Here is a 12,934-nt window from a genome sequence, read left to right as displayed (position 1 = left end):
GTTTTATGCCTGAAAATCGGCAAATTCGAAGCCGGGCGAGACCACGCAGCTCACCAGCACCTCCTGCCCGCCCGCCGGCCGGGCCGACTGCCAGACGCCGCCGGGCACGATCGCCTGCGGGACCTGCCCGTTCTCGACGTCCGGACCGAGCGTGACGGTCTCGTCGCCGATCTCGAGGGTGAGCGGGCCGCCACGGTGCCAGAGCCACACCTCGTCGGACTTCACCACGTGGGGGACCGACTCCTCGCCCGGCATCAGGAGGAAGTAGATGCCGGTCGCGCTGGCCCGCTCGCCGTCGTAGCCGTCCGGGGCGAAGGAGCGGGCCGTCTTCCAGGTCTGGCGGAACCAGCCGCCCTCGGGGTGGGGGAGGAGGTCGAGGGCTTCGGCTATGGGCGGGCGGGAGACGAAGGCGATCGGGGTCCCGGTGACGTCACGGCGCAGGAAACGGGTGCCGTCCAGGACGAGCTGGCCCTCCAGGGTGCTGGCGAGGGCGGCGGCCTCGTCGGGGACCTGGGTGGTGGGGCCATCCGGATAAATCGTGAGATCCACCTATCTCACGATAGTGACCTTCAGGTTGGGGAGGGCCTCCAGGGGGGAGCGGTCGAGGTCGGAACTCAGGCTGACCCGGGTGAGAAGGGGCAGCTTGGCGAGGACGGACAGGTCGGTGATGTCGGTGGCGTAGAGCGAGAGCCCGGTCAGCGGCGCACCCGCGTCGGCGAGCGCGTCGAGGCAGGCGGGAATGTTGCGCAGGCCGGTCACCGAGAGATGCCGCAGGGCCCGCCAGCCGGCGAAAACGGAAGGCGAGAGCTCCTGCCCCGCTCCGTACACGGAGAGCCAGCTGAGTTCCGTCTGCCGGGAAAGGGCGCCGGTCCAGGCGTCGCCTTCGGGAAGATTCAGTCCGAGCTCGTCCAGGCGGGGAATCCGGTCGAGGAAGCCTAGATCGGCGTCGTGGCCGCACCACGCACACAAGGTGTGCAGCTCGGTCAGGGTGGTGATCGGCGTCATGTCCATCGGCTCCGCGGACCACTGCTGGAACCACAGCCTGTTCAGACCGGCCAGATGGCGCACGGAGGTGAGTTCGCAGGCCAGGTCGTCCAGCTCCAAATCAACGAGCTGGGGCGTGTCCGTCAAGAACTCCAGGGAATCCACCCTGGGTTCGATCTTGAGTCCCGTCATCCTGCTCAGGCGGCCCAGGCACGGCAGGTGCGAGGTGTCGGTGACGGTGATCCACGGCAGCACGGACGAAGACGCCACCACCTCCCGCGCGTAGCGGTCCGGCTCGAAGAACGGCCACATCCTCACCACCGTGTCCCCCACCGCCCAGCGGGTGTCGCCGGACCAGGCGGCCAGCTTGCGCAGCGCGTCCTCACCGTTGATCCATCCGGTCATCCGGACCGTGTACATCGCCTGGTTCTCCGTGAACCCCGACAGATCATCCGGCACCCGCCGCAAAATCTCCTCCCCGGCCGCCGCCAGAATCCGGGCCTCGTCCTCACTCCGAGGCGGGATCACCTTCGTCAGGCACGCCTCCACCCGATCCCGCAACTCCACCGGAATCTCCCGCAGCGTCTCCAGACACGACGCCACCAGCAGCCGAAGCCGCCGGGCATGCCGCCCGCCCTCCTCCGCCCGGTCCAGAAGCCCGCGGAGGAGGTCCCGCCGCCCCCGCCCCGTGGCGTGCCCGGCCGTCATGACGACGACCTCCCGCCACTGGTCCAGGTGCGCCCGCTCGACCGCCGCCTCGACGTCGTCGTCCTCCACGAGCTGCCCGGCCGCCAGGTACTCCTGGACGGTCTTGTGCGCGAAGTCGATCCGTCCCGGCACCGGCTCGCGGATCACGCCGCTGCGCCGCAGCAGGTAGTCGAGCACGTCCGCCGCCTGGTACGGCATGCGGGTCATCCCGGTCAGCCGTTGTTCGATGCGGCGCAGGGCGGTGGCCTTGGCCAGTTCCGATCGGCCCATGGAGACGACCCGCCAGGCCAGGTCGCGCAGGATCCAGATCTTCTGTTCCGGATCGAGCACGATGTCGTCCTGGATGCCGCGTTCGGCGTCGCGGCGCTCCAGGAGCAGGGCGAGGACGGCCTCGTACAGGCCCATGCGGCTGCGCGGGAGCTGAGTGCGGCGGTCGAGGTTGAGGGCGCAGATCATGGCGGCGAGCAGGGGAGTGGCGGCCAGCAGGCGCAGGTGCGGGGTGCTTTCCAGGCGGGCCAGCAAAGCGCGTTCGTAGGTGCGCAGTTCGCCGGGCTCGCACGGGAGGCTGGGGCACGCGCGCATCGCCACGTGCCACTGGCCGATGAACTCGCCGAGGTCCTGCGGGGTCATGGGCTCCAGGAGGGCGGCGGCGAACCCGTCGTCGGCCAGCCAGCGCACGTCGGCGGCGGCGGGGCGGGAGGTCACCACGACGCGCAGCTCCGGGTTGGCCGCCAGGAGGCGCCCGAGCCACTGGCGTACGGCCTGGCGGTGCCGTACCCGGAGCTCGTCGACGCCGTCGACCAGCAGCAGGCCGCGGCCGGAGGCGAGGACGCGCTCGGCCCAGCCGCGCGGCATCAGGCCGGCGACCTCCTGGGCGACGTCGTCGAGCAGGCCGGAGGGGGCGGGCAGGCGGCCGTCGGCGTGGCTGCGCAGCTTGACCATGAACGGGACGCAGCCGTTCCAGGAGCTGAGATCGCCGGTGAAGCCGCGGCGGGCGGCGGTGACGGCCAGCCAGCGCAGCAGCGTGCTCTTGCCGGAGCCGGCCTCGCCGCGCACGAGGGTGCGGCGGGTGAGGGCGGACTCGATGCGGCGGCTGCCGGACTCGCTCTCGTCGCGGCCGGTCAGGGAGGCGGGGGCGAGGCGTTCCAGGGAGCGGCGCGGCTGGCCGGTGCTGACGTTCAGGGAGATGTAGGCGACGCTGAGGGAGGTGCGCGGGCGGTAGGTCTCCATGGGGACGCCGAACAGCTCGATCTCGTCGAGCGTCCGGCTGAGGAAGGCCAGGTAGTGCTGCTCGAAGGCGTGGTCGTCGCGGGTGCCCTCGGGCGCCTCCAGGGTGCGGGCGGGCAGGCGGGCCAGGACGCGTTCCATGCCCTCGGCCAGCCCGCTCAGCCGGGCCAGGCTCTCGGTCTGGGCGCGGGGGAGGTACTGGGGAAGTTGCTGCATCATGCCGACCAGGCAGGCGACGCACTCGGCGAGCAGCACGCCGTACAGGGCGTCCTCGTCGGCGCCGAGGCGCGGCGGGGCGACGGTGTCCAGGACGCGCGCGGCCAGGCGGGCGGGGTCGGCGTCGGCGTCGAACAGCGCCCGGTCGGACAGGTCCGTCGCGCGCAGCGCCTCGACGACCTCCAGGAGTACGGCGGCGCGGGCGGCCTCGTCCAGGTCGCGGTACTCCTGCTCGACCAGGTCGCGTAACCGGGACTCGACCGCCATCGCGATGCCGTCGAGCTGGTTGCCGAACTTCCTCGGTGCCAGGCGGTCGCGGAAGCCGCTCTGGATGAGGTCCTTCAGCTGTGTCTCGCGGTCCCTCCGGGCGGCGCGGACGGCGAGCCACTCGCGCATCGCGCGTTCCGCGATGGCTCTGCCCGCCGCCACGACCGCCGTCTCCACACCAGGCATGAGCCGATCATGCCGGAAATCTCAGCCCTTTACGGCGCCGCCGAGCAGACCGGCCACGAACTGCCGCTGGAACACCAGGAAGACCAGCATGAGCGGCAGCGTGGCCAGGAACGCGCCCAGCATCAGCCCCGCGTAGTCCACCTTGGACAGCCCGATGAGGTGGTTGAGCGCCACCGGCACCGTGTACTTCTCCTCGGAGTTCAGCATGAGCAGCGGCCAGATGAAGGAGTTCCACTGCGCCATGAAGGTGAAGATGACCAGCGCCCCGAGCTGCGGCCGCACCACCGGCAGGACGATCCTGTAGAAGATCCGCAGATCGCCCGCCCCGTCCAGCCGCCCGCTCTCCAGCAGCTCGTCCGGGAAGTCCAGGAACGCCTGCCGCATCAGGAAGATCCCGAAGGAGTTGGCCAGGAACGGGATGATGATCGCCTGGTAGCTGTTCACCCAGCCGATGCTGGCCATCATCTGGAACAACGGCACCAGCAGCACCTGGAACGGGACCATCATCGTGGCCAGCACGACTCCCAGCAGCAGGCCCCTGCCGCGGAAGCGGTACTTGGCCAGGCCGTACCCGCACATCGCCGAGACCAGCGAGCTGAGCGCGGTGTAGACCAGCGCGGTCCAGATGCTCGTCACCATCACCCGGGTGAAGTGCACCGACTCTTCCAGGTTGGCGATGTTGGCCAGCAGGTCGTTCCCCGGAAGGAACGGCGGCGGCGAGGCGAACAGCTCGCTGCCGTCGTGCGTGGCGGCCACGATCATCCAGTAGAAGGGCACGATGCTCACCAGCGCGCCCAGGACGGCGAGGACCCACACCAGCCGCTTCATGCCCGCTCCTTCCCGAAATACCGGAACTGCACCCACGACAGCGCGCCGACCAGCAGTACCACCGCCCACGCGATCGCGGCCGCGTAGCCGAAGTCGAACTGCTTGAAGCCCACCTGGTAGAGGTAGAGGATCGGCGTCAGCGTCGCGTCGCCGGGCCCGCCGCCGGTCAGCAGCAGCGGCTCGTCGAACAACTGCAGCGTCCCGATCGTCGAGGTGATCGAGCAGAACACCACGACCGGCCGCAACTGCGGCAGGATCACCCGCCGGAACGTGGTCAGCGGACCCGCCCCATCGATGGCCGCCGCCTCGTACTGCTCGCGCCCGATCGCCTGCAGCCCGGCCAGCAGGATGATCGCGTTGTAGCCGGTCCAGCGCCAGGTGATCGAGGCGATCAGCGCCACCCGGGCCCAGAACGGGTCGTTCAGCCAGTCGACCTGCAGGCCGAAGATCTGGTTGACCGCGCCGCCCTCGGTGCGCAGCAGCACGCGGAAGACCACCGCGTAGGCCACCAGCGTCGTGACCGCCGGCAGGAAGTACGCCACCCGCAGCGTCGCGCGGAAGCGCAGCCAGGACTGGTTGAGGATGTAGGCCAGGATGGTGGCCAGCCCGATCATGATCGGTACCTGGACCACCAGGATGAGCGCGGCGTTGCCGAGGGCGCGCAGGAACGCCGGATCACGGACGAGCCGGGCGTAGTTCCCGGCGCCGCCGTCCAGGCTCTGCAGCAGGGACGCGGCCAGCGGGTAGGCGAAGAAGAGCACCAGCAGCGCCGCCGCCGGGCCCGCGAACACCCACCCGCTGGTCCGGCGCCGCCTGCCGGAGCGCCGGTCGCGGGCGTGTTTCTTCAGCGGAAGGGCTTCCGCGGCGCTCACGGAGCGATCTCGCGCTTGGTGGCGGCGGCGAGTTGCTCGGCCACGCCGTCCAGGACCGTCTTGGGGTCCTCGCCGTTGAGCAGGCTGGCCGAGACGGCCTTCTTGAGCAGTTCCTCGGCCTGCTTGTCGTCACCGGTCAGCTCCACCGGCGGGATCTTGGTCACCTGGTCGGCGAAGAGGCGGTTGACCTTCTGGCCGCCGAAGTACGGCTGCGGCTCGTCGAACAGCGGGTCGGCCAGCGCGGGCAGGTAGGCGGGGAAGAGCGCCTCGGTGCGCATCATCGACACCTGGCGGTCCTTCCCGGCCAGCAGCCAGTCCATGAAGGCCCAGGCGGTCTGCTGGTTCTTGGTCTGCGCGGTGATCGACAGCGCCGAGCCGCCGTTGGCAGAGGTACGGCTGCCGCCCGCGTCGAAGGCGGGGAGCGGGATGACTCCAAACTTGTCCGACAACTCCGGCATCTCCCCGGTCAGGGTGCCGCTCCACCAGGCGGCGGTCGGCTGGGTGGCCGCCTTGCCCTGCTTGGTGGCGGTGACGCGGCCGTCCCAGCCCTTCTCGTTCTGCAGGAGGTCCTTGTCCTTGAGCGTCTTGAGCAGCGTGAGCGCGCGGACCGCCTTCTCGGAGTTGACCGCGACCTTGCCCTGCACGACGTAGCCCTGGCCGAGCTGCTGCAGCAGGGTGGTGAACGTGGCGGCGCTGGTCAGGTCGGAGACGAACAGCCGCTTGCCGGTCGCCGCCTTGACCTTCTCGCCCGCCTTGACCAGGTCGTCCCAGGTGGCGATGTCCTCGGGCTTCACCTTCGCCTTCTCGAAGTAGTCGCGCCGGTAGAACAGCCCGACCGGGGCCGAGTCCCAGGGAAGCGCGTACAGGCCCTTGCCGGAGGTGGCGGCCTGCCACTTGGCCGGGTCGAAGTCGGCCTTGTACTTGCCCGCGACCGGCGTGAGGTCGACCAGGCCGTTGGGGAAGTTCTCGGCGTACCCCGGGATGTAGGTGTCCTCGAGGGTGATGATGTCCGGCAGCCCGGCGCCCGACTTGAGACCCACGGTGATCTTGTCGTAGGCGTTGTCGTAGCCGATGTCGGTCACCTTGACCGTGACTCCGGGATGGGCCTTCTCGAACTCGGGCGCCAGGCGCTGGAGTGCTTTGGCCGCGACATCCCACGACCAGATCTCGATATTTCCAGACACCTTGGCGTCTGCGGTGGGTTGGGTGATCTTGGGCGCTTCCTTGGCGGGCACGCCTCCGGTGGCGCAGGAGGCGGTCAAAACGAGGGCGAACCCGGCGATGGCTTTCTTCACGGGTGGCTCCACGGGTGTGGTTCTGGTGATATATCACGTGATGTATTCTGAGTTTTGAATACAGTAGACGTGTCCCCCTCCCCGCGCCAGCCCCCTCGGCCCGGAAAATGTCGGTGGAGCCGGTTAATCTGCGTTGGGTGATCGACGCACGATCCCCTTCCCCCGCACGCAAACCCCCAGCTCAGGCTACCCGCCACGCCCGGGTCGCCGCTGGGCTGGCCGAGCTCGAACGCTGGCTGGCCGACCAGATCCGCCTCGGCCTCGGCCAGGCGGGCGACCGCGAGTGCGACGAACTCGCCAAACGCCTCATCGACGCCCAAGCTTCCGGACCGGCCGCCGTGGCGTCCCGCCTGCCCGCCGTACGCGCCGGCGCCTCCTGGCCGGAGGCCCTGCTGGGGGAGTACGCGCTGCTCGCCCTGCTGGCCGTGGCCTACCGGCGGCGGGAGGCGCTGCCCGCCCCTTTGGCGCAGACCGTGCTGACCCGGGTGGGGTTCACCACCTCGCGGGAGTCGGTGCTGGCCGCCGGGGCCCGGGTCCGGGATCGGTGGCTGGTGCTGGGGGTGCGGGACGAGGTGCTCGACCAGGTGACGGGGCGGCACGTGTGGCTGCGGGGGTGCGGCACGTCGCGGGCCGCCGTCCTGCTCACCTACACGCCCCATGGGCAGGCGCTCGCGGCCGCTCCGGTGGCGGGGAGCGACATGGATGCGACGCTGGCCTTCTACCCGGGGGCGGCGCCGTTACGGGCGCTGGTGGTGCCCTCGCCCGAGGCGGGTCCGGTGACCGGCCCGCCTTCGCCCGAGGCGGGGCCGGGGGACGAGGCGGAGGCCGGTGTGCCTGGGGCTCCGGTGGGCACTGCGCCGGCTGGCTTTTCTTCGCCTGTGGGGCTTTCTCCGGTTGCGGCGGGGTCGGTGGACGACGCGCTGGCCGAGGTGGCCGAGGCGGTGGCCGCCGACCCCTGGACGGACTCGTGGCCGTTGCTGCTGGCCGGGGTCGTGCCGGAGCGGACCACACTCGGCGGGCTGCCGTTGCACCCCGCCTGCGTGGAGCCTTGGCGGCTGATCGCGGTCTCCGGTGGCGAGGCGGTGACGGTGGCCGTGGAGTGGACGCCGCAGGGCTTGCGTCCCCTGACGGTCTGGGACGACGAGGGGCGGGCGGTGGTCCTGTGAGCGCGGGTGAGGGGGTGCTCGGTGGCCCCCGGGGTTCGGGGCGGGCTCCCGATGCTCCGGGGGGCGGACGGTGGGAGGAGATGGTGTCCACCGCTCTGGTGGGTACGGCACGCCGGCCGTACCCAGGGGATCTTCTGGAGGATGCGGCCGTCGAGGTGGTCCGGCGCCGCGCGGGGCAGCGGGCTGTCCGCTCCGGCGCGGGTGAGCATGCCGGCGTCGCGGGCGGTTCGTCAGTTGCGGGCGGTTCGCCGGTGGCGGGTGGTTCGCCGGTGGGTTCCGGTGTCGCGGTGGCGGGGCGGGAGGAGCGGGTGGCCGTCGGGTGGGCGGCGGCGGAGCGGCTGGCCGGGATTCTGGGCGGGGAGCACGGCAGGGTGCTGCCCGAGTGGCTGGCGGTGGCGGCGGGGAGCGGGCGGCGGGTGCCCGCGCACGTCCTGCCCGACCTGCTTGAGCGAGGGCGGCGGGACTGGTCGATCCGGGCCTGGCTCGGGGTGCTGGCCGGGCGGCGTGGAAGGTGGCTGGCGGAGCGGAATCCGGCCTGGTCGTACCTGCTGGACGAGCCTACTGGGGAGAGCTGGGAGTTCGGGTCGCGGGCTGATCGGCGAGCGTACGTGCAAGCGGTGCGGAGGGCGGATCCGGGGGCGGCGCGGGCGTTGCTCGAAGGCACGTGGGCGGATGAGGCGCCGGAGGATCGGGCCGAGTTCGTCGAGGTGCTCGGCGACGGGCTGAGCATGGATGACGAGGACTTCCTCGAACGGGCGCTGGACGACCGGCGCAGGGAGGTACGGCAGTCGGCGGCCAACCTCCTCGCCAGGCTGCCGGGCTCGCGGCTCGCGGGGCGGATGCGGGAGCGAGCTGCGCGCTGCCTGCGTCCCGAGGGCGGGCGGATGGAAGGCGGGCGGATGGAGGACGGGCGGATGGAGGACGGGCGGATGGAGGACGGGCGGATGGAGGACGGGCGGATGGAGGGCAGGTGGGTTGAGGGTGGGCGGGTTGAGGTGCGGCCGCCGGAGGAGTGTGATGCGGCGATGGAGCGTGACGGGGTGCGGGCCAAGCCGCCTCGTGGCATCGGGGAGCGGGCCTGGTGGCTGCAGCAGGTGGTGGCGCGGGCGCCGCTGGGGATGTGGGCGGAGCCGCGGGTGATGCTGGGGATGAGGGTGGCCGACTGGGATGCCGAGGTGAAGGCGGGGTGGGTGCGGGCGGCCGTGCTGCAGCGGGATGCGGGGTGGGCGCGGGCGATGTTCGCGCATGACCCGATCGCCGACCTTCTGGGCGTCCTGGGGCCGGACGAACAGCAGGAGCTAGCCGCCGAATTCGTGAAAAATCAGGACATGGATAGTCAGCTCATCATGGTCCTCGGAGGCGTCGACCGCCCCTGGGGAACGGCGCTGGCGACAGCCGTCCTCAACAAGATCACAACAATCGCCGCCACCCAGCCGTGGAACCTCGGCGAACTGGCCAGACTCGCCGGCGAACGCATCGACCCCGCCCTCCACCCGGCGGCCGAGCGGATGCGGCTGCCCGACGTGGCGGCGGTGCTGCGCTTCCGGGCGGAGATGGTGGAAGAGCTCCGGTGAGGGTGCGGGCGGGTGTGGCGGGAGTTCGGTGACGGTGCGGCGGCCGTGGCGGAGTCCGGTGACGGCGCGGGCGAGGGTGGAAGAGCTCCGGTGAAGGCGGGGGCTTGGTGAAGGCAAGGGAGAGCGCATGACGGTCCTGCGGGCCCACGCGGAAGACGAGTACGCCGAGGAGCTGGCGCTGCTGGCCAAGGAGGACGACCGGCCCCGGCCGCCCGGATGGGCGCTGTCGCCGTGGGCCGTGACCACGTACGTCCTGGGCGACGGGCGGCGGATCAGCCCCAAGTACGTCGGCGCCCGCCGGATCGTCGAGGTGGCGGTCGCCACGCTGGCCACCGACCGCGCCCTGCTGCTGCTCGGTGTGCCGGGCACGGCCAAGACGTGGCTGTCGGAGCATCTGGCCGCGGCCATCAGCGGCGACTCCACGCTGCTCGTGCAGGGTACGGCCGGCACCGCGGAAGAAGCCGTCCGCTACGGCTGGAACTACGCCCGCCTCCTGGCCGAAGGCCCCTCGCGCGACGCGCTGACCCCGAGCCCGGTCATGCGCGCCATGGCCGAGGGCCGCCTGGCCAGGGTGGAGGAGCTGACCCGGATGCCGTCCGACGTTCAGGACGCCCTGATCACGCTGCTGTCGGAGAAGACGCTGCCGATCCCCGAGCTGAACCTGGAGATCCAGGCCCAGCACGGCTTCAACCTGATCGCCACGGCCAACGACCGCGACCGCGGCGTGAACGAGCTGTCCAGCGCGCTGCGCCGCCGCTTCAACACCGTGGTCCTGCCGGTCCCGGCGACGGCCGAGGAGGAGGTGGACATCGTCTCCAGGCGCGTGGCGCAGCTCGGCCGTTCGCTCCGGCTGCCCGAGACCGTGACCGGCGCCGAGGAGATCCGCCGCGTGGTCACGGTCTTCCGCGAGCTGCGCGCCGGGGCCACCGAGGACGGCCGCACGAAGCTCAAATCCCCCAGCGCCACCCTGTCCACCGCCGAGGCGATCTCGGTGCTGACCGGCGGGATCGCCCTGGCCGCCCACTTCGGCGACGGCGTCCTCAGGGCGCGGGACGTGGCCGCCGGGATCGTCGGCGCGGTCGTCCAGGAGCCGGTGGCCGATCGGGTGGCCTGGCGCGAGTACCTCGAGACCGTGGTCAGGGAACGCCCCGACTGGCGCGACTTCTACCGCGCCTGCCGCGAGGTGTCATGATCGAGGTCTTCGGCATCCGCCACCACGGCCCTGGCTCGGCCCGCGCCCTCCAGAGCGCCCTGGACCGCCTGCGCCCCGACGTCATCCTCATCGAAGGCCCGCCCGAAGCCGACGCCCTCATCGCCTTCGCCCCTCATTGCGAACCGCCCGTCGCCCTGCTCGCCCACGTCCCGGGCGACCCCGCGCGCTCGGCGTTCTGGCCGTTCGCGGTGTTCTCGCCCGAGTGGCAGGCCATCCGGTACGGCACGCGGCACGGCATCCCGATCCGGTTCTGCGACCTGCCCGCCGTACATCTGCTCGCGGCGGAGGCCGGGGCGGCGGGGCACACGCGCGACCCGATCGGGGAGCTGGCCGCGGCGGCCGGGCACGACGACCCGGAGCGGTGGTGGGAGGACGCGGTCGAACACCGAGGGGGAGGCGCGGCAGGGGAGGGGACGTCGCCGTTCGCCGCCATCGCCGAGGCGATGTCCGCGCTTCGCGAGGGGCACGAACCGGACGAGTTCGAGGCGCGGCGTGAGGCGTCCATGCGGAAGGTCCTCCGCGCGGCGGTCAAGTCTGGACATGAGCGGATCGCGGTGGTGTGCGGGGCCTGGCATGTGCCCGCGCTGGCCGGACCGCTGCCCCCGGCCAAGGCCGACGACCGGCTGTTGCGCGGGCTGCCCAAGGTGAAGGCCGAGCTGGCCTGGGTGCCCTGGACGTACGGACGGCTGGCCGCCAGGTCCGGGTACGGCGCCGGGGTGGCCTCGCCCGGCTGGTACCACCACCTCTTCACCGCGCCCGACCGGCCCGTGGAGCGCTGGCTGGCGGCCGCCGGGTCCGTCCTGCGCGAGGAGGGGCTGGCCGTCTCCGCGGCGCACGTCATCGAGGCGGTACGGCTGGCCGAAACGCTGGCCACGCTCCGTGGCCGCCCGCTGCCCGGCCTCGGCGAGGTCACCGAGGCGGCCAGGGCGGTCCTGTGCGACGGCGACGAGCCGCGGGTGGGGCTGATCCAGCGCCGCATGGTCGTCGGGCACCGGCTCGGCCACGTGGGCGACGGCGCCCCCCTGGTACCCCTCCAGCGCGACCTGCGCGCCGAGCAACGCCGCCTCCGCCTGCGCCCCGGCCAGAGCACAGACCTCGACCTCGACCTGCGCAAACCCCTCGACCTGGCCAGGAGCCGCCTGCTCCACCGGCTCCGGCTGCTCGGCGTGCCCTGGGGCGTCCCGGGGCAGGCGCGGGGCAAGGGGACGTTCCGGGAGGTGTGGCGGCTGGAGTGGCGCCCGGAGTTCGACCTCACGCTGATCGAGGCGGCCGCCCTGGGCACCACGGTGGAGTCGGCCGCCACCCGCCACATCCTGGACCGCGCGGGGGTCCCGCCGGGCGACCACGGCACGGGCCCGGAAGAAGACCGTGGCACGGGCCCGGAAGAAGACCATGTCGCGGGGCCGGCGGAAGACCGTGGCACAGGCCCGGAAGTAGACCGTGGCGCGGGGCCGGCGGAAGGCCCAAACGCGGGGGCGGGCGGAGATTGGGGTGCGAGGGACAGCGGCGGGGGACTGATGGGGCCCGGTGGGCGGGTCGCCCCCACGCTGGCCGAGCTGGCGAGCCTGGTGGAGGGGTGTTTGCTGGCTGGGCTGCCCGGTGCGTTGCCGGGGGTCTTGGCCGCGCTGTCGGATCGGGCGGCGCTGGACACCGATGTCACCCACCTGATGGCGGCCTTCCCGGCCATGGTGCGTGCGCACCGGTACGGCGACGTCCGGGGGACCCCGGCCCACGGGGCGGCGGCGGTGGCCCGGTCGATGCTGGAGCGGATCCGGGCCGGGCTGGGGGTGGCCGTGGCGGGGCTGGGCGGTGAGGCGGCGGCCGGGATGCTGGCGCACGTGGACGGCGTGCACACGGCGGTGGACCTCATGGACGACGCCGCCGCCCGGCGACGCTGGCTGGAGACGCTCGTGGCGGTCTGCGACGGCGCCCATGGGCTGGTCGCCGGGCGGCTGACCCGCATGCTGCTGGACGCGGGGGTGCTCGACGACGCGGACAGGCGGCTGGCCGCGGCGACCTCGCGGGGCGACGGCCCGGTCCGGGCGGCGGCGTGGATCGAGGGGTTCCTGGGCGGGGGCGGGCTGTTGCTGGTGCACGATCCGCGGCTGCTGAGCCTGGTCGACGGCTGGCTGAGCGGGTTGCCGGGCGAGCAGTTCACGGAGGTGCTGCCGCTGTTGCGCCGGACGTTCGGCGGCTTCGCCGTACCGGAGAGAAGGGCGATCGGAGAGCGGGTGCGGTGGGCGGCGGGCGGGCGCGCGGAGCGGGAGCTCGACCCACGGCGGGCCGAGGCGGCGGAGCGGACCGTGCTGACGATCTTGGGAAGGGCGCGCGGTGAACGCCACAGGCCGGACGACGGTCGAGGAGGACGCGGGTGAACGCCACGGGTCGGACGACGGTT

Annotated in this window: 9 protein-coding genes; 4 read left to right on the top strand and 5 right to left on the bottom strand. The window is 72.3% G+C overall.

Translation table 11 applies throughout. From position 1 onward, the window contains the following. Positions 1 to 3: 3 nt before the first annotated feature. Genes FVE25_RS08150 through FVE25_RS08130 form a run of 5 tightly spaced genes read right to left on the bottom strand, consistent with a single transcriptional unit; the run spans position 4 to position 6,583 of the window. Complete coding sequence (locus tag FVE25_RS08150; RefSeq protein ID WP_246266796.1) at positions 4 to 549, bottom strand: cupin domain-containing protein; 546 nt, start codon at positions 547 to 549, stop codon at positions 4 to 6. Further along, the gene (locus tag FVE25_RS08145) at positions 550 to 3,588 is read right to left on the bottom strand and encodes an NACHT domain-containing protein (protein ID WP_157245816.1); all 3,039 of its coding nucleotides are present in this window, start codon (positions 3,586 to 3,588) and stop codon (positions 550 to 552) included. 21 nt (positions 3,589 to 3,609) lie between these two features. Further along, complete coding sequence (locus tag FVE25_RS08140; protein WP_157245815.1) at positions 3,610 to 4,416, bottom strand: carbohydrate ABC transporter permease; 807 nt, start codon at positions 4,414 to 4,416, stop codon at positions 3,610 to 3,612. Continuing rightward, on the bottom strand, positions 4,413 to 5,288 hold the full coding sequence (locus tag FVE25_RS08135) for a carbohydrate ABC transporter permease (protein ID WP_219825384.1): 876 nt from the start codon (positions 5,286 to 5,288) through the stop codon (positions 4,413 to 4,415). Before FVE25_RS08135 ends, FVE25_RS08140 begins: the two co-directional genes overlap by 4 nt. Continuing rightward, on the bottom strand, positions 5,285 to 6,583 hold the full coding sequence (locus FVE25_RS08130) for an ABC transporter substrate-binding protein (RefSeq protein WP_219825383.1): 1,299 nt from the start codon (positions 6,581 to 6,583) through the stop codon (positions 5,285 to 5,287). Before FVE25_RS08130 ends, FVE25_RS08135 begins: the two co-directional genes overlap by 4 nt. Before the next feature lie 137 nt (positions 6,584 to 6,720). Here FVE25_RS08130 and FVE25_RS08125 point away from each other — a divergent pair, with 137 nt between their 5' ends. From FVE25_RS08125 to FVE25_RS08110, 4 genes are all read left to right on the top strand, one after another. Continuing rightward, positions 6,721 to 7,749, top strand: a complete 1,029-nt coding sequence (locus tag FVE25_RS08125; protein ID WP_157245814.1) for an SWIM zinc finger family protein — start codon at positions 6,721 to 6,723, stop codon at positions 7,747 to 7,749. 80 nt (positions 7,750 to 7,829) lie between these two features. Next, a complete protein-coding gene (locus FVE25_RS08120) occupies positions 7,830 to 9,323 on the top strand; it encodes a DUF5691 domain-containing protein (RefSeq protein WP_157245813.1) in 1,494 nt (497 codons plus the stop codon). A gap of 127 nt (positions 9,324 to 9,450) precedes the next feature. Next, a complete protein-coding gene (locus FVE25_RS08115) occupies positions 9,451 to 10,515 on the top strand; it encodes an ATP-binding protein (protein ID WP_157245812.1) in 1,065 nt (354 codons plus the stop codon). Then, positions 10,512 to 12,911: a DUF5682 family protein gene (locus FVE25_RS08110; RefSeq protein ID WP_157245811.1), complete on the top strand. Its 2,400-nt coding sequence runs from the start codon at positions 10,512 to 10,514 to the stop codon at positions 12,909 to 12,911. Before FVE25_RS08115 ends, FVE25_RS08110 begins: the two co-directional genes overlap by 4 nt. The last annotated feature ends 23 nt before the right edge of the window (positions 12,912 to 12,934 follow it).

Origin of the sequence: Nonomuraea typhae (assembly GCF_009760925.1) — a bacterium.
Taxonomy (GTDB): Bacteria; Actinomycetota; Actinomycetes; order Streptosporangiales; family Streptosporangiaceae; genus Nonomuraea; species Nonomuraea typhae.
Note: the sequence above shows the minus strand (reverse complement) of the source record. Positions and strands in the feature narration are given on the sequence as shown.

Excerpts from the sequence above, each read along its gene's own strand:
- FVE25_RS08145 (WP_157245816.1), bottom strand. The coding sequence starts at position 3,588 with ATGCCTGGTGTGGAGACGGCGGTCGTGGCGGCGGGCAGAGCCATCGCG.
- FVE25_RS08140 (WP_157245815.1), bottom strand. The coding sequence starts at position 4,416 with ATGAAGCGGCTGGTGTGGGTCCTCGCCGTCCTGGGCGCGCTGGTGAGC.
- FVE25_RS08120 (WP_157245813.1), top strand. The coding sequence starts at position 7,830 with ATGGTGTCCACCGCTCTGGTGGGTACGGCACGCCGGCCGTACCCAGGG.
- FVE25_RS08115 (WP_157245812.1), top strand. The coding sequence starts at position 9,451 with ATGACGGTCCTGCGGGCCCACGCGGAAGACGAGTACGCCGAGGAGCTG.
- FVE25_RS08110 (WP_157245811.1), top strand. The coding sequence starts at position 10,512 with ATGATCGAGGTCTTCGGCATCCGCCACCACGGCCCTGGCTCGGCCCGC.